The organism is Halorubrum trapanicum (assembly GCF_002355655.1).
In the GTDB taxonomy this organism is placed as follows: domain Archaea; phylum Halobacteriota; class Halobacteria; order Halobacteriales; family Haloferacaceae; genus Halorubrum; species Halorubrum trapanicum_A.
On sequence record NZ_AP017569.1, the window covers coordinates 326519 to 342844 of the forward strand.

General features: G+C 71.0%; 17 protein-coding genes. 9 read left to right on the forward strand and 8 right to left on the reverse strand.

Annotated elements, in window-relative coordinates:
- Positions 1 to 20 precede the first annotated feature (20 nt).
- From CPZ01_RS01570 to CPZ01_RS01585, 4 genes are all read right to left on the reverse strand, one after another.
- Positions 21 to 596 (reverse strand): adenylate kinase family protein, encoded by a 576-nt coding sequence (locus tag CPZ01_RS01570; RefSeq protein ID WP_096393108.1) that lies wholly within the window; start codon positions 594 to 596, stop codon positions 21 to 23.
- The gene (hisC, locus tag CPZ01_RS01575) at positions 593 to 1687 is read right to left on the reverse strand and encodes a histidinol-phosphate transaminase (RefSeq protein ID WP_096393109.1); all 1095 of its coding nucleotides are present in this window, start codon (positions 1685 to 1687) and stop codon (positions 593 to 595) included. Before hisC ends, CPZ01_RS01570 begins: the two co-directional genes overlap by 4 nt.
- Before the next feature lie 94 nt (positions 1688 to 1781).
- Positions 1782 to 2525, reverse strand: a complete 744-nt coding sequence (locus CPZ01_RS01580) for a fumarylacetoacetate hydrolase family protein (RefSeq protein ID WP_096393110.1) — start codon at positions 2523 to 2525, stop codon at positions 1782 to 1784.
- Positions 2526 to 2603: 78 nt separating this feature from the next.
- Positions 2604 to 3722, reverse strand: a complete 1119-nt coding sequence (locus CPZ01_RS01585; RefSeq protein ID WP_096393111.1) for a zinc ribbon domain-containing protein — start codon at positions 3720 to 3722, stop codon at positions 2604 to 2606.
- Positions 3723 to 3827: 105 nt separating this feature from the next.
- Here CPZ01_RS01585 and CPZ01_RS01590 point away from each other — a divergent pair, with 105 nt between their 5' ends.
- Both CPZ01_RS01590 and CPZ01_RS01595 read left to right on the forward strand, forming a co-directional pair.
- Positions 3828 to 4550: a metal-dependent hydrolase gene (locus CPZ01_RS01590; RefSeq protein ID WP_096393112.1), complete on the forward strand. Its 723-nt coding sequence runs from the start codon at positions 3828 to 3830 to the stop codon at positions 4548 to 4550.
- Positions 4551 to 4707: 157 nt separating this feature from the next.
- On the forward strand, positions 4708 to 5106 hold the full coding sequence (locus CPZ01_RS01595) for an OsmC family protein (RefSeq protein WP_096393113.1): 399 nt from the start codon (positions 4708 to 4710) through the stop codon (positions 5104 to 5106).
- Positions 5107 to 5156: 50 nt separating this feature from the next.
- Here CPZ01_RS01595 and CPZ01_RS01600 read toward each other — a convergent pair whose 3' ends face one another.
- Both CPZ01_RS01600 and CPZ01_RS01605 read right to left on the reverse strand, forming a co-directional pair.
- A complete protein-coding gene (locus CPZ01_RS01600) occupies positions 5157 to 7793 on the reverse strand; it encodes a hybrid sensor histidine kinase/response regulator (RefSeq protein ID WP_096393114.1) in 2637 nt (878 codons plus the stop codon).
- Positions 7794 to 7839: 46 nt separating this feature from the next.
- A complete protein-coding gene (locus CPZ01_RS01605) occupies positions 7840 to 8505 on the reverse strand; it encodes an O-methyltransferase (RefSeq protein ID WP_096393115.1) in 666 nt (221 codons plus the stop codon).
- 130 nt (positions 8506 to 8635) lie between these two features.
- Here CPZ01_RS01605 and CPZ01_RS01610 point away from each other — a divergent pair, with 130 nt between their 5' ends.
- Positions 8636 to 10309, forward strand: coding sequence for an acyl-CoA mutase large subunit family protein (locus tag CPZ01_RS01610; RefSeq protein WP_096393116.1), 1674 nt, complete (start codon positions 8636 to 8638; stop codon positions 10307 to 10309).
- Between the two features lie 48 nt (positions 10310 to 10357).
- On the opposite strand, the gene CPZ01_RS01615 is transcribed toward CPZ01_RS01610, so the two are convergent.
- On the reverse strand, positions 10358 to 11074 hold the full coding sequence (locus tag CPZ01_RS01615; RefSeq protein WP_394338335.1) for a formate/nitrite transporter family protein: 717 nt from the start codon (positions 11072 to 11074) through the stop codon (positions 10358 to 10360).
- A 199-nt stretch (positions 11075 to 11273) separates the two neighbouring features.
- Between CPZ01_RS01615 and mce the strand changes: the two genes are divergently transcribed.
- Positions 11274 to 11660 carry a methylmalonyl-CoA epimerase gene (mce, locus tag CPZ01_RS01620; RefSeq protein WP_096393118.1) on the forward strand — a complete coding sequence of 129 codons (387 nt, stop codon included), beginning with the start codon at positions 11274 to 11276 and terminating at the stop codon, positions 11658 to 11660.
- Positions 11661 to 11693: 33 nt separating this feature from the next.
- Here the strand turns inward: mce and CPZ01_RS01625 are convergent, their stop codons facing one another.
- Positions 11694 to 13841: a S9 family peptidase gene (locus tag CPZ01_RS01625; RefSeq protein ID WP_096393119.1), complete on the reverse strand. Its 2148-nt coding sequence runs from the start codon at positions 13839 to 13841 to the stop codon at positions 11694 to 11696.
- A 134-nt stretch (positions 13842 to 13975) separates the two neighbouring features.
- Between CPZ01_RS01625 and CPZ01_RS01630 the strand changes: the two genes are divergently transcribed.
- The 5 genes from CPZ01_RS01630 (at position 13976) to CPZ01_RS01650 (ending at position 16265) form a co-directional block, all read left to right on the forward strand.
- Positions 13976 to 14677: a cyclase family protein gene (locus CPZ01_RS01630; RefSeq protein ID WP_096393120.1), complete on the forward strand. Its 702-nt coding sequence runs from the start codon at positions 13976 to 13978 to the stop codon at positions 14675 to 14677.
- 100 nt (positions 14678 to 14777) lie between these two features.
- Positions 14778 to 15059 carry a 50S ribosomal protein L44e gene (locus CPZ01_RS01635; RefSeq protein WP_004050353.1) on the forward strand — a complete coding sequence of 94 codons (282 nt, stop codon included), beginning with the start codon at positions 14778 to 14780 and terminating at the stop codon, positions 15057 to 15059.
- 2 nt (positions 15060 to 15061) lie between these two features.
- Positions 15062 to 15235: a 30S ribosomal protein S27e gene (locus CPZ01_RS01640; protein WP_004595868.1), complete on the forward strand. Its 174-nt coding sequence runs from the start codon at positions 15062 to 15064 to the stop codon at positions 15233 to 15235.
- An 18-nt stretch (positions 15236 to 15253) separates the two neighbouring features.
- On the forward strand, positions 15254 to 16054 hold the full coding sequence (locus CPZ01_RS01645; protein ID WP_096393121.1) for a translation initiation factor IF-2 subunit alpha: 801 nt from the start codon (positions 15254 to 15256) through the stop codon (positions 16052 to 16054).
- 31 nt (positions 16055 to 16085) lie between these two features.
- Complete coding sequence (locus CPZ01_RS01650; protein WP_004595878.1) at positions 16086 to 16265, forward strand: RNA-protein complex protein Nop10; 180 nt, start codon at positions 16086 to 16088, stop codon at positions 16263 to 16265.
- Positions 16266 to 16326 lie beyond the last annotated feature (61 nt).

Below are 16326 nucleotides of genomic sequence, written 5' to 3' on the forward strand. Positions count from 1 at the left end.
TCCCGAGGGTTGCGGCCGGCTCATATATAATCGATGAAGTCCACGGTGCCGGCGCTCGGCTCCCGCTCGCCCTCGATCACGGCGCGGACCGCGTCGGCGACCGCCTCGGGGTCGCGGTCGGTCGCGTCGACCTCGTAGACGTTCTCGACGCCGTGCTCGTCGACCGCCTCCGAGAGGATCACGTCGAGCGCCTCGCTCTCGGCGTTCTCCGCGGCGGTCTCCGGGGACTCGCCGCGCTCGCGGAGCCGGGACTCGATCGTCTCGGGGCGACAGCGCAACACGACCACGCGGTCGACGTCGAACCGGTGAGCGAGGTGCGAGTCGAGGACGCCGGCCCAGTCGCCGAGGTGATCGCGGACCGCGTCGAGGTCGGCGACGAGCGTGTCGCGGTCGTCGTCGCGCTCGGTCCAGAGCTCCTCGTCCTCCTTGATCCGGTCGTTGAGATGGATCACTTCGTACTCGCCTTCGAGCAGCGCGGTCGCGGTCGACTTGCCGGTTCCGGGCGTGCCCGTGACGGCGACGCGGTCGGCGCGGCCGCCGTCGGCGCCTCCGCTGGCGTCGGCGTCCGCTGCGGCCTCGGTGTCGCCGTCGCTCACGCGCGGACACCGAGTTCGAGGTCCGCCAGCGTCTCGTTGAGCAGGGCGACCGCCTCGCGGGTCTCCTCGCGGGTGCCCGTCGAGATCCGGACGTGCTCCGGGAGGCCGAACGAGGTACAGTCGCGGATGATGACGCCGCGCTCCTGGGCCGCCTCGGCGACGCGCTCGCCGTCGCCGACCGCGGCGAGGACGAAGTTGCCCGCGGAGTCGACGGTGGGCGCGTCGAGCTCGCTCGCGATGTACTCGCGGGCCCATCGGGCGGTCTCGACCGACTGCTCCACGTGTTCGTCGTCGTCGAGCGCGGCGAGCGCGGCGCGGCAGGCGAGCTCGTTGGCCGCGAACGGGGTGTTGACGCGGGCGTACGCCTCGCCCCACGCCTCCGGGACGACGCTGTAGCCGATCCGGAGCCCCGCGAGGCCGTACGCCTTCGAGAAGGTGCGGAGGACCGCCACGTCGTCGCGCTCGTCGACGAGCGGGATCGCGCTGTCGACCTCGGCGAACTCGCCGTACGCCTCGTCGACGACGACGAGCGTCTCCTCGGCGGTCGCGTCCGCGATCGCCTCGATCTCGTCGAGTGGCATCGTCGATCCCGAGGGGTTGTGCGGGGAGGTGACGTAGACGATCCGCTCGCCGCCGTACGCGGACAGGACGGTCTCCGCGTCCTGCGCGAAGCCGTCGGCCGGAGTGAGGTCGTACTCCGTCACCTCGCCGTGGTGGTACCGCGACGACATCGCGTAGTAGGCGAAGCCCGGGCTCGGCACCAGCACCTCGTCGCCGGGCTCCAAGGCCGCCCGAGAGAGGTAGTCGATCGAGCCGTCGGCGCCCGGCGACACCCACACCTGCTCGTCGTCGACGCCCCACTTCGCGGCGATCTCCGCGGTGAGGTCCGTGTGCGACGACTTCGGGTACTGGTTCACGCTGTCGGCGTGCTCGCGGATCGCCTCGACGGCCGCCGGGCTCGGGCCGTGCGGGTTCTCGTTCGAGGAGAGCTTGATCAGGTCGTCGGGGTCGAGCCCGCGCTCGCGGGCGACCTCCTCGACGCCCCGCCCCGGGACGTACTCGGAGTGGTCCGAGAGATCGCGTGGTTGCATGCCCGGGAGTCGGAGACCGGCGGGCTTAAGCGTGGTCTTGACGGTCGACCGGGTCCGCCCGCTCGGCGCCGCGTTCGGGACCGCCCGCCTCGACTCAGGGAATCCGGACGTCGTGTTCGAGCGTCCCGACGCCCTCGACCTCGACCTCGACGGTGTCGCCGTCGGAGAGCGCGCCGACGCCCTCGGGGGTGCCGGTCGCGATGACGTCGCCGGGTTCGAGCGTGAGGTACGTCGTGATCTCCTCGATCAGCGTCGGCACGTCGAAGATCATGTGCTCGCGGTCGCTCGACTGCTTCGTCTCGCCGTTGACGCGGAGCTCGACGCTCGCGTCGTCCGGGACCTCGTCGGGCGTCGCGAGGACCGGGCCGAGCGGCGCGGCGCCGTCGAACGCCTTCCCGCGCACCCAGTTCTGCTCGCGGTTCTGGTCGTCGCGGTTCGACACGTCGTTCATACAGGTGAACCCCGCGACGACGTCCATCGCGTCCGCGGCGTCGACCGCCTTACACTGCTCGCCGATGACGACCGCGAACTCCGCTTCCCAGTCGATCCGGTCCTTCCCGGCGGGGACGGTCACGGTGTCGCCGTGGCTCGCGACCGCGTTCGGCGGCTTTAAGAATAGCAGCGGGCGGTCGGGAACGTCGTTGCCGAGCTCGGCGGCGTGGTCGGCGTAGTTGCGGCCGATACAGACGATCTTCGAGGGCTCGGTCGGGGCGAGCACGTCGATCGCGGGGTCCGAGAGCGCGTAGTCGTCGCCGCCGAAGGCGACCGTGTCGGTCGCCGGGTCGTACTCGCCCTCGCGGATCGATCCGGCCGGGTCGCGGAACCGTGCGCGGTACATACGCGAGCGAACGGGCGGCCGCCCGAAAAGCGTTCCCGGAGAGGCAAGCGACGCCCGCGGGGGGTCGGGACCGCCGGCTCACTCGGTCGCTTCCGTGGCCCGCTCGTCGCGGGAGGCGTCGTCCGCAGCGTCCCCGTCGTCGGCGTCCGCGTCTGCGAAGCCCTCGTCGATCGCGTCCGCGCCGTCGACCGGGCTCGCGTCGTCCGCGATGTCGTCGAGCGACGGCGCCCCGACGCGGTCGCCGAACAGCTCGGACTGCGCGCAGTCGACGCAGTAGTAGTTGTGGCGGATCGAGTGGGTGCGGACCGGGACGCCCGCGGCGACCGTCTCGTCCCGCCGCCGCCTGACGAGGCCGCGGTCGAACGCCTCGCCGCAGACGACGCAGGGCTCGTCGACGGACTCGGGCGGCCGGACGACCCGATGGTCGACCGTCTTCTTCCGGCCGAACGCCGTGATCCCGTGGCGGCGGTCGAGCCGCCGGCGGACCGGCGGGGCCACGCCGAGGCCGAGGCCGGCGAACGCGATCCCGATCAGCGCGGCGGGCGGGGAACCGCTCGTCGCCGCGAAGAACGCGATCAGGCCGCCGATCAGCAGCAGCAGCGTCGTCAGGACGTACGCGGTGGCAGTCTCCATCCGCCCCGCGTCCGCGACGCTCGACGGGGCGCGCGCCGGCGTCTCGTCGCCGCGGACGAGTCTGCGCCGCTCGGCCAGCTTCGAGTAGTGCCACCAGCCGTACAGCAGGTTCCCGATGCCGCTGGTGAAGATGAAAAGCAGGATGTGGACGCCGACGGAGCCGACACCGCGGTCGACGAGGACCACTCGGTCCCCGTCGTCGCGCTCGACGTCCCAGCCGGCGTCGAGGTGGTCCTGGACGCGGCGGCGGAAGGCGCGCTCGCTCTCGGCCGCGGTCGACGCCGAGCGCGACGGGGACGAGTCCGGCCCGCCCGATTCCTCGGGCTCGCGGCTCGTCGGCCCGGACGCGAGGGGTTCACCGCCGGACCGCGACGCGCCGCAGTTCGAACAGAACCGGTCGTCGTCGTCGAACGCCTCGCCGCACGCGGAACAGTACGCGGGGTCGTCCGGGTCGCCGAGGTCGGCACCGCAGTCGGGGCAGAAACTCGCCCCGGCCGGCACCGCCTCGCCGCAGGCGGGGCAGGCGGCCGGCGGGTCGCCTGGGTCGCTGGTCTCGGAGGGCATCTGATCGGCGTTCGCGTTCGTCCCTGTTAATTGCTTTCGCCGGCGGGCGACGAGTTCCGCGGCGTCGAGTTTTATTACCGTTCGCCGAGACGTACCGAACGAACCATGGAACTCACCTGGCACGGCCACTCCACGTGGCACGTCGTCGTCGACGACACCGAGCTGCTGATCGACCCGTTCTTCGACAACCCGAAGACCGACGTCGATCCCGGGGACCTCGACCCAGACTACCTCCTCCTGACCCACGGGCACGCGGACCACATCGCCGACGCCGCGGAGTTCGAGGACGCCACCGTGGTCGCCACGCCGGAGCTGACCGCGTACGTCCAGGAGAACTTCGGCCTCGAACACACCCTCCCGGCCGGCGGGATGAACGTCGGCGGCACCGTCGAGTGCGGGGACGCGTGGGTGACGATGGTCCGCGCGGACCACTCGAACGGCATCGAGAACGACCCCGACTACTCGGCCGGCATGCCGACCGGGTTCGTGATCGGCGACAAGAAGCCGACCCAGGAGTCGGACGCCGACTGCACCACGTTCTACCACGCGGGCGACACGGGCTTGATGTCCGAGATGGTCGACGTGATCGCGCCGTACCTCGAACCGGACGCCGCCGCCCTCCCCGCCGGCGACCACTTCACGATGGGGCCCGCGGGCGCCGGCATCGCCGCCGACTGGGTGGGCGCCGATGTCGTCTTTCCGATGCACTACGACTCGTTCGGCCCGATCGAGATCGAGACCCGCGAGTTCGTCAACGAGGTGAAGGCCGCGGGCGCAGCCGCCGAGCCGGTCGTCCTCAAGGGCGACGAGACGTACACGCTCGACTGACGGCCACGGGTCGGCGACCCCACCGGTGACTCCGCGATTTTTCGGAGTCCGACCGCGCAGCGACGCGGCCGCCGTCCGGGGAACGCGGCCCTCGCCCCGGCAGCGACGTCCCGTGTCGGCAGCCTTTAGCGGCGGGAGGTCGAACCGTCACTCGACTATGGCAGACATCGAGACATCCACGGTTTCCGAGGAAGGGTACGCCAGCACCAGCCAGGTCGGCGAGTTCGACCTCCAGATCGACGCGACCGACGAGACGGGCCCGAACCCGAACGCGGCGCTCGTCGCCACGTACGCCTCCTGTTACCTCCCGGCGCTCCGCGTCGGCGGGAGCCAGCGCGGCGAAGAGGACCTCGGTAAGGTCCAGATCGACGCGAGCGCCGAACTCGACGACGACGACGACCTCGAATCCATCGCCTTCGACGTCCACGTCGAGGCCGACCTCGACGAGGAGACCGCCGCCGACATCGCCGAGCGCGCCGAGGGCATCTGCCACGTCCACAGCGCGCTCCGCGAGGGGCTCCACGCCGACGTCAGCGTCTACCCCGGCGCGTTCTGAGGGCGTCGACCGCCGGCTTTTCCCGATCGGTTCGGACGTGCGACCCGCACTCAGTCCCGGGGCTCGACCGTCTCGCCGGGCGACGCTGACCCCTGCGGCGACGGGTCCGGGCGGTCGACGCCGGTGAATTCGAACCGGGCGCCGCCGCGCTCTCCCTCCGTGACCGCGACGTCCCAGCCGTGCGCCTCGGCGATGCGCTGGACGATGGAGAGCCCGAATCCGGTCCCCGTCTCTGAGGTGGTGTAGCCGCTCTCGAACACCGTCTCCCGCTCGTCGGGGTCGATCCCGGGCCCGTCGTCCTCGACGTAGAACCCGTCGGAGAGATCGCCGACGACGACGCGCTCGCCGCCGTGTTCGGCGGCGTTTCGGAACAGGTTCCCGAGGAGCTGGCGGACCCGCCCGGGGTCGGCGCAGATCTCGCCGTCGGCGTCGACTTCGACCTCGATCGGAGCGGTCTTCGCCCCGCCGCCGCTCGTCTCGTCGCCGCTCGCCCCGCCGCCGAACGGGTCCTCGTCGCCCGCCGATCCGAACGCGTCGTCGCTGTACCCGGCGGCCAGTTCGCCGAGGTGAACGCGCTCGAACGACCCGACCGCCTCGCCCTGCTTGGCCAGCGCGAGCACGTCCTCGATCAGCCGCTCCATCTCGTCGAGCGCGCGCTCGCAGCGGTCGAAGTACGAGTCGGTCCCCGTCTCGCGGGCGAGCCGGAGGTACCCCGAGAGGACGTTGAGCGGGTTCCGGAGGTCGTGGGAGACGATGCTCGCGAACTCGTCGAGCCGCTCGTTCTCGCGTTCGATCCGGCGCTCGTACGCCTTCCGCTCGGAGATGTCGCGGCTGCTCGCCAGAAACCGGTCCTCGCCCTGAACGTCGATGCGTCGCACGTGGACCTCGACGGGGAACGTCGAGCCGTCCGCGCGGGCGAACGTCGTCTCCAGCCGGACCGTCTCGTCCGTCTCTAACCCCTTCCAGAGCCGCTTCCCCTCGTCGGGATCGAGTTCGGTGTCGACGTCCCAGACGTCCATACCGACGACCTCGTCGCGGTCGTAGCCGAGCGCCTCCGTCATCGCGCGGTTGGCGTCGACGATCGCTCCCGCCTCGTCGTGGATGTCGATCATGTCGGGGGACCCCTCGAACAGCGCCTCCAGCCGGGCCGAGGTGCGTTCGAGCCGCCGCTGCCGCCGCCGCTCGTCGGTCACGTCGCGGGAGATGCCGAGAACCCCGTCGAACTCCCCGTCGATGACGAGGCGGGTCAGGCCGTAGTCGACGATCGCCTCGGACTTCCCGGGCAGGTCGACCTCGACCGTCCCGGCCAGCGAGTCGCGCTCGCCGTCGACGAGGGCGTCGTACCGGTCGCCGTCGCCCGCCGCCCGAATACGGTCGACGAGGCGGCTCTCCCGGCCGACGAGCGCCTCGGGATCGGTCTCCAACACGTCGGCGGTGTGGTCGTTCGCGAGCGCGATGCGGCCGTCGGCGTCGTAGATGCACACCGACTCCGGCAGCTCGTCGACGATGCGGCGGTACCGCTGCAGCTCTCGCTCGCGTTCCTTCTCCTCGGTGACGTCGATGTGGATGCCGACGGCCCGGAGCGGCTCGCCGTCGTCCGTCCGCTCGACGACCCGGCCGCGGTCGCGGATCCACTTCCAGTCGCCCGACTTCGTCCGCATCCGGAAGTCGCTCTGGTAGAGGTCGACTTCGCCTGCGAAGTGCGCCTCAATGGCGTCCCAAGCGTCGCCGACGTCGTCGGGGTGGACGCGGTCCTCCCACGCCGACAGGTCGAAGTCGATCTCGTCGGCCTCGTACCCGAGCATCGCCGCCCACCGCTCGTCGAACCGGACCTCGTCCGTCCGGACGTTCCAGTCCCAGACGCCGACGTCGGCGCCCTCGACGGCCAGCTGGAGCCGCTCGGAGAGCTCGCGGAGCTCCCGCTCCCGTTCCCGCTTCTCCGTCACGTCCCGGAAGTACAGCGCGATCCCGTCTGGCGTCGGGTAGGCGTTCACGACGAGGTCGGCGCCGAGCCGGTCCACGTGCTCCTCGAACCGCACCGGATCGCCGGTCTCGGCGGCTTTTCGGAGCGCCGCCTCGCCGTCGGTTCCCGTGGTCTGGGGGAACAGGTCCCAGATCCGTTCCCCGAGCAGCTCCTTCGCGTCGAGGTCGATCATCTCCGCCGCGCGGTCGTTGAGGTACGTGATCCGCCAGTCGTCGTCGACCTCGCAGAACGCGTCGGAGACGCGCTCCAAGTGCTCCGCGACCCGCCGCTCGCCTCGGGTCCGCGAGACGAGCCCCTCGACGGCGCCCGCGAGCTGCGAGTACTGGTCGGACGCGGCCCCCTTGCGGAGGTACTCGTCGACGCCCGCGGAGACCGCCTCGCTGGCGACCGCCTCGGACCCCTCGCCGGTGAACAGCACGAACGGGACGTCGCCGTGTCGCTCGCGGACGGTTTCGAGCAGCTCGACCCCGTCGGTCTCGGTCATCTCGTAGTCCGAGACGACGCAGTCGTACGACGACGCCGAGAGCGCGTCGAGCGCCGCCGCCGCGCTCTCGACCGGCGTCGCCTCGATCCGGTCGTCGCGCGACTCCAACAGCGAGGCCGCCACGTCCGCGAACCCCGGCTCGTCGTCGACGACGAGCACGCTGACGAGCGAGCGCTCTCGCCCGCCCGTCGACCCCTCGTTGTCGGTCCCTCCGCTCATCCGAATTGGTGTTCCCTATCCGACAAGATAACCGTTTCGTTCGGTTTCACCGGACGACCGTCGAAACGGCGATCCCGGAGCCGACCGGGAGGACCGCGGTCTCCACGGCGTCGTCCGAGCGGACGGTCCCCACGTACTCGCCGATGCCGCGCGTCTCCTCGTCGACCGCGTCGTCCGGGAGCGGTTCGCCCGCCTCGAAGTGCGCGACGAGGGCCTCGAAGTCGATGGGGCCGCGGGTGACGTTGTCGGCGACGATCACGCCGCCGGACCGGACCTTCGGGAGGACCTCCCGGTAGGCGTCGGCGTACCGCCCCTTCTGGTGGTCGATCAGGACCACGTCGAAGGGGCCCTCGTAGCGGTCTATCGCCTCCATCGCGTCGCCGACCTCGAAGGTGACGCGGTCGGCGTAGCCGCCCTCGTCGGCGAACGCGACGCCGCGTTCCGCCTCGTCGGCGTCGAACTCGGTACAGACCACGCTCCCGGCGCCGCCGCGGAGGAACCACGTGGCGGAGTAGCCGAACCCGGAGCCGAACTCGAAGACGCGGTCCGCGTCCGTCAGGCGTGCGAGCAGGCGGAGGACCGCCCCCGCCTCGGGGCCGATGATCGGGAACCCCCACTCGTCGGCGAGGTCGGCCATCTCCGACTGGATCGGGGTGTGGTCCGGCGCCGTCGCCGTCAGGAACCGGCGCGCTGGGTCCGTGAGCACGTCCATGCGAGCGCATCGGACGCGTGACACTTAAATCGGGCCGGCGGGCGCGACTCCCGCCGGGCGAGGACCGTCGCACTGGCGACCGGGCGGACCCTGAAAACTGTTAAGTCGCGGTCGGTCGACCGATTCGATAATGTACGATCCCGAGGAACTCGCCGAGATCCGGGCGGCCAAGGAGTCGTGGGAGGACGGCACCTACGGCGAGACGGTCGACCGGTTCGGCGAGCGCGAGGAGACGTTCACCACCGATACCGGCGGCCAGGAGGTCGACCCCCTCTACACCCCCGCCGACGTCGAGACGGACTACCGGGAGGACCTCGGCTACCCCGGCGAGGAGCCGTACACCCGGGGGGTCTACTCGACGATGCACCGGGGGCGGCTGTGGACGATGCGCCAGTACGCCGGGATGGGCACCGCCGCGGAGACGAACGAGCGGTTCCGCTACCTCATCGACGAGGGCTCGTCGGGCCTCTCGATGGCGTTCGACCTGCCGACGCAGATGGGGTACGACTCCGACGCCGCGATGGCCGAGGGCGAGGTCGGCCGCTCCGGCGTCGCTATCGACACCTTAGACGACTTCGAGACCGTCTTCGACTCGATTCCGCTCGACGAGGTGTCCACGTCGATGACGATCAACGCCCCCGCCGCCGTCCTCCTCGCGATGTACGTCGCGATGGGCGACGAGCAGGGCGTCCCGCGCGAGGAGCTCCGCGGGACGATTCAAAACGACATCATGAAGGAGTACATCGCGCGGAACCTCTACATCTACCCGCCGAAGGAGTCGATGCGGCTGATCACGGACATCTTCGAGTTCTGCGCGGCCGAGACGCCTTCGTTCAACACCATCTCCATCTCGGGGTATCACATCCGCGAGGCGGGCTCGACCGCCGCCCAGGAGATCGCCTTCACCCTCGGCGACGGCATCGAGTACGTCGAGGGCGCGATCGACGCCGGGCTCGACGTCGACGAGTTCGCCCCGCAGCTCTCCTTCTTCTTCAACGCCCACAACAACATCTTCGAAGAGGCCGCGAAGTTCCGCGCCGCGCGCCGGATGTGGGCGCAGATCATGGACGAGCGGTTCGACGCCCAGAACCCCAAGTCGAAGCAGCTGAAGTTCCACACCCAGACCGGCGGCTCGACGCTCACCGCCCAGCAGATCGAGAACAACGTCGTCCGCGTCTCCTACCAGGCGCTCGCGGCGGTGCTCGGCGGTACCCAGAGCCTCCACACGAACGGGAAAGACGAGGCGCTCGCGTTACCGACCGAGAAGTCGGTCCGCACCGCGCTCCGCACCCAGCAGATCCTCGCCCACGAGTCGGGCGCGGCCGACACGATCGACCCGCTCGCGGGGTCGTACTACGTCGAGGACCTCACAGACGGGATCGAAGAGGAGGCGTTCGAGATCTTAGAGGAGGTCGACCGGCGCGGCGGGATGCTGGAGGCCGTCGAGAGCGGGTGGGTCCAGCGACAGATCCAGGACGTCGCCTTCGAGCGCCAGCAGGAGATCGAGGAGGGCGAGCGGATCATCGTCGGCGTCAACAAGTTCGAGGTCGACGAGGAGCCGGAGATGGACTTAGAGGAGGTCGACCCGGAACAGGAGCAGAACCAGCGCGACCGCCTGAACGAGGTGAAGGCAGACCGCGACGACGACGCGGTCGACGACGCCCTCACCGGGCTGCGAGAGGCCGCACAGGGGAGCGAGAACGTGATGCCCCACATCGTCGACGCGGTGAAGGCGTACGCGACGGTCCAGGAGGTCTCGGACGTCCTCCGCGACGAGTTCGGGGAGTACAAGCCGGGGCGGTGAGCCGGTTCGCCGACCCGCGAGGCGGCCGGTCGGCCGCCGATCGAGCGGTCAGTCCGCGCCGCGGACGACGTGTTCGTACTTCAGCGCCGCGACGAAGATCCCGCCGCCGACGGCGTTGCCGACGGTCGCGAGCGCGAGGAAGGACAGGTAGTCGGTCACGGTGATCGCGGGCGAGACGAACAGTCCGAACAGCACCTCCACGTTGCCCGCGATCGAGTGCGGCAGGTGGAGCAGTCCGATGGTGCCGGTGACTATCAGCACCATGAGCAGGCGCCCCGTCGTCTCTTGCGCGGCCGTGATCAGCCACGCCAGCAGCCCCATCAGCCAGCCGGCGAACACGCCGCCGACGAACAGCCACGCGAGGTCGTGGGAGACGAGTTTCAGCGCGATGGCCTCGAAGGCGGCCGCCTCGACGACGCCGAGCCCGGGCGTGAGGAGGGTCGCGAGCAGGGCGAACGACAGGCCGCCGAGGAGGTTCCCGACGTACACGAGCCCCCAGAGGCGGCCGAGCTGTCGGAGCGACGCCTGCCGGTCCAACACGGGGATCACCGCGAGCATCGTGTGTTCGGTGAACAGCTCCGACCGGCCGAGGATGACGAAGATGAAGCCGACGGAGTAGACGCTCGCGAGCAGCAGCTCCGTGCCGAGGTCCCCGTACCCGCCGGGCGAGAGGGTCAGCGCCACGGCCATCAACAGCGGGCCGAACCCGATGTCGAGGCCCGCGGAGAGCCCGGAGAGGAAGAGTCCGGAGGGCTCACGGTTCATCTCGTGGAGGGCGCTGTCGAGGATAGTGCCGAGGATCGTCCGTGACGTCGCCTGTTCCGACGCCGCGTTCTGGGTCTGGTCGCTCACGGGATGGCTCGGGACGAGATTGCGTCTCGAACTACCCAACCCTTTCCATCGGCGAACCTCGCCGCCGGAACCCTCGGGTCCATTTATTATCTCCGCGCCGCGACCCCACGCCATGCGCTTCGACCACGTCGGCGTCGCGACGCGCGACGCCACCGCCCTCGCCGACCTGTTCGGCGGCCTGCTCGACGCCCCGGTCGCCCACGAGGAGACGTTCGACGGGATGCGCGTCGTCTTCCTCGAACTCGACGGCGGCGGCTACTTCGAACTGCTCGAACCGGACACCGGCGGAACGATCGCGGACTACCTCGACCGCGAGGGACCCGGCGTTCACCACGTCGCGCTCGCGGTCGACGACCTCCCGGCCGCGCTCGACGACGCGCGCGACCTCGGCATCGACCTCGTCGACGAGGACCCCCGTCCCGGCGCGTGGGGCCACGAGGTCGCGTTTCTCCATCCGCGGTCGACGGCCGGGGTACTCGTCGAGTTCGTCGAGCACTGAGCGGTCGCGCCGAACAGTCCGGTCCGCCGCGGCTCAGTCGTCCGCCCCGACCGCAGGGTCGTGCGTCTCGTACCAGCCGAGGATCTTCTCCAGTCGGTGGATCGCGCGGTCGGGATCGCCGATGTTGTGGTGCTCGTCCGGGTAGACGACCAGTTCGGCGTCGATCCCCTGCTTGCGGGCGGCGACGTACAGCTGCTCCGACTGCGAGGGCGGACACCGCCAGTCCTCGCCGCCGGCCATCACGAGCAGCGGCGTCTCGATGTTCCCGGCGTCGAGGATCGCCGTCGACGCGTCGAACGCCTCCGGGTTCTCCCACGGGAGCCCGAACTCGGCCTCCATCCAGTTGTGCGTGTCGTCCGTGCCGAACGCCGACCGGATGTCGTAGATACCGTGCTCGGGCGCCGCGGCGGCGAACAGGTCCGGCTCCCGCGTGACGAGGAACCCCTGCGCGATGCCGCCGTACGAGAAGCCGTGGCCGAACACGCGGTCGGGGTCGACCCAGCCGCGGTCCGCGAGCGACTCCACGCCGGCCGCGATGTCGTCGACCTCGGCGGTGCCCCACTTCCCGGTCAGCTCCGCGGTGAACTCCCGGCCGCGGGAGGTGCCGCCGCGGTAGTTCGGGCGGAAGACGAGGTAGCCCCGGCTCGTCAGCGCGGCGTGCCCGAAGCTGAAGACGGGCTCGTCGTACGACATCGGACCGCCGTGGATCGCCACTACCAGCGGGTGGTCGCCGTCTTCGGGGTCCACGTCCGGGTCGTGGTAGAGCACGCCGTCGAGCATCCAGCCGTCCGACTCCCACTCGACGCGCCGGGCCTCCGGCATCGCGAACTCGTCGACGAGCGACTCGTTGACCGACGTCAGCCGCCGGAAGGAGTCCGGTTCCGTGGCCGCGTCGAGGTCGTCGACGTCGACCGCGTACAGGTCCGTCCCGTCGGTCGGCGTCGAGAGGACCGTCACCGCCGTCGACCCGTCGTCGGCGACGTCGAACCCGGTCATGGCGCGGTCGCGGCCCTGCGCCTCGAAGACGCGCTCGACGGTCCCGTCGGTCCCGACGCGGACCAAGCGGGTGTGGCTCTCGTCCGCGATCCGCGTGTAGATCGCGCCGTCGACCCAGTCGACCCCGCTGCCGCGGGCCACCGTCCTGTCGAGGTCGCCGGTGAGCGAGGTCGGGCCCTCGTCGGCGCCCCCCTCGATGAGGTACACCTCCGCCGGGGCGGGCGGGTCCTCGGGGTCGCCGGCGACCGTCGCGACGCCGTCGCCGTCGGGGCGCCACGCCGGCTCGCCGTGTGTGAGATCACCGCCCGTGAGCTGCTCGGCGTCGCCGCCGTCGGGCGAGACCGCGTAGACGTCGCGGACGGAGGTGTCGTCCGGGCGGTCGAGCCGACACGAGGTGAACGCGATCCGGCCGGCCTCGCCCCACGTCGGGTCCATCCCGGCGAGGTCCTCGAAGGCGCCGCCGCCGTACGCGTCGTCGAGCCGGCGGGGGTCGCTCTCTGGGTCGTCGAGGTCGACGACGAAGAGGTACCGCGTCACGTCGTCGGTCCAGCCCGCGCCGTTCACCTTGTGCTGGAGCCGCGTCGTCTCGATCGGGCCGCCCTCCTCGCGCACCTGATCGAGGTACTCGGACTCCTCGTCGGTCGGGTCGCGCGACTCGATCACCAGCCGGTCGCCGTCGGGCGACCAGTCGAAGCCGGCGACGCCCTCGTCGCGCTCCGTGACCTGATGCGCGTCGCCCCCGAGCGCGAGGTCGAAGATCCACACCTGCGGCTTCGACTCCTCGTCGCCGTTTTCGAGGGGCCCGTCGTCCTCGGTCTCGGCGTCGGCGTCGTCGGCGTCGTCTTCGGCCTCCGCGTCGTCGCCGTCGGCTTCCTCCCCGTCGGCTTCTTCCTCGTCTCGGTCGCGCCAGCCGACCCGCTTCTCGGCGTCGCGGTCGCGGGCGGCCACGAACGCGAGGCGGTCGCCCTCGGGCCCCCACGCCGGCGCGGAGGCACCGGAGGCGCTCGTCAGGCGGTGCGGCTCGCGGGAGCCGTCGGTGGGGGCGACGAACAGCGAAGAGACCGCCTCGTCGGCGGCCTGGTCGTACTCGGTCGCGGTGAAGGCGACGCGGTCGCCCGTCGGGGAGACGGCGACCTCGCCGATCTGGGTCAGATCGTAGTAGGCGTCCAGCGGTAGTTCCGACATGAACGCATCCAGCGGCGGGCGCAGGAAATACGTTCGGGCCGCGGAACCCCGGAGGATACCCCCGCTCGACGCTGCCGCGGCGCGGAGCGGTCGACGGCGACCGACTTAACCGCGCCGCGGCCCGACCGCCGGTCGTGTTCCGCGACTGCTCGCGACCGATCGAGACGGGGATGCCGACCTACCCGGGCGACCCCGACGTGACGCTCGCGCCGGACGCGACCCACGAGGAGGACGGGTACGCGACGAGCGAACTCCGGACCGGCACCCACGCGGGGACCCACGTCGACGCGCCGAAGCACACGGTGCCGGGCGGCGAGGCGATCGACGAGCGGGCAGTCGAGCGGTTCGCGTTCGACGCGCGGCTCGTCGATCCCCGGCCGCTCGGACCGCGGGAAGCGATCGCACCTGACGCGCTGCCCGAGCCGAGCGACCTCGACGACGATGTCGACCTCCTCGTCCTCCGGACCGGCTGGGAATCGCACTGGGGGACCGACCGGTACCGCGACCACCCGTACCTGACCGCCGCGGCCGCCGAGCGGTGTCGGGCGGCTGGCGTCGGCGTCGGCCTCGACGCGTTCGGACCTGACTCGACGCCGACCGCGAGCGGCGACATCGGATCGTCCGTGACCGCGGGCGACGCCGACTCGGCCGCACCGACGGACGACGAACCCGACGGCACCCCCGCCCACGACGTCCTCCTGGGCGACTCGCTGCCGATCGTCGAGAACCTCTGCGGGCTCGACGGGCTCCCCGAGCGGTTCCGGCTGTACGCCTTCCCGCTCCGGCTCCGCGCCGCCGACGGGTCGCCGGTGCGCGCGGTCGCGGAGTGGGAGTAGGACGACCGGACACGGGCCGTCACGCGCGCCGGCTCGCGGGCGCCCCATACCAAACCCGTTTTAAGCGTCGGCGACGAACCGCGCCATAAGGTCGATATCCATGGAAATGCCACGCCGCTTCAACACGTACTGTCCGCACTGTGACTCCCATCAGGAGCACGAGGTGGAGAAGGTCCGATCGGGTCGCGCGACCGGAATGAAGCGCGACGCGCGGCAGCAGCGCCGCGCGCTCGCGACCATCGGCAACGCCGGCGGGTACTCGAAGGTGCCCGGTGGCGACAAGCCGACGAAGAAGACCCACCTGAAATACCGCTGCGGCGACTGCGGCAAGGCCCACATGCGCGAGGGATGGCGCGCCGGCCGTCTCACGTTCCAGGAGTAAGCATGGCGGGAGACTTCCACCGCGTCGCCTGCGGCGACTGCGAGAACGAACAGGTCGTCTTCGGCAAGGCCTCCTCGACGGTGTCGTGCGCGGTCTGCGGCACGACCCTCGCGACCCCCACCGGCGGGGAGGCGGAGCTTCACGGCGAAATCGTCGAAACCGTTGAGGCGCGGTAACCGCCTCACCCACCCCGTATGAAGTACAGCGGCTGGCCCGAACCCGGCGAGTTGGTGGTCGGCGACGTCGACGAGATCGCCGACTTCGGCGTGTTCGTCGACCTCGACGAGTACGAGGACAAGCGCGGCCTCTGCCACATCAGCGAGGTCGCGTCCGGCTGGATCAAGAACGTCCGCGACCACGTCCGCGAGGGACAGACGGTCGTCGCGAAGGTGCTGGAGGTCGACGAGTCGTCGAACCAGATCGACCTGTCGATCAAAGACGTCAACGAACACCAGCGAAAGGAGACGATCCAGGACTGGAAGAACGCCCAGAAGGCCGACAACTGGATGCTCATCGCGCTCGGCGAGGACGTCGACGACGACCGCTACACGTCGGTCGCCAACGCCCTCCTCGCGGAGTACGAGAGCCTCTACGACGCCTTCGAGTCGGCCGCGATCAGCGGCGACGAGGCGCTCGACGACGTCGACGTCGACGCCGACACCGCCGACGCGGTGGTCACGGCCGCCCGCGACAACGTCTCCGTCCCGTACGTCGACGTGACGGGCTACGTCGACCTCGAGTCGGCGGCCCCCGACGGCGTCGACGACGTGCGCGACGCGCTCGCGGCCGCCGAGGGGAACGGCGAGATCCCGGACGGCGTCGAGCTCGACGTCGGCTACGTGGGCTCGCCCGAGTACCGGATCAAGGTCCGCGCGCCGGACTACAAGACGGCGGAGTCGCAGCTCGAGACCGCCGCCGAGCGCGCCCGCGAGTCGATCGAGGCCGCCGGCGGCGCCGGCGAGTTCCACCGCGAGCGGCGCGAAGACGACGAGTAACCGCGAGCCGTTCGACCCGCAACTTTTCACCGTGAAATCAGATATCCGCGTCTGCGCGAACTGGGAGACCGCTCACGACCGACCGGTGTACGCGCTCGGCGACCGCTGTCCGGCGTGTGACGGCCCCACCGAGAACAGCGCGCCGGCCCCGTTCGGCCCGGAGGACCCCTACGGCGAGTACCGCCGGCGGGCGCGGCGGCGGTCGGAGTAGCCCCCGCCCGGCAGAGGTCAGACGGACGGTCGTCGGCCGCGACCTATCGCGCGCCGCCGGA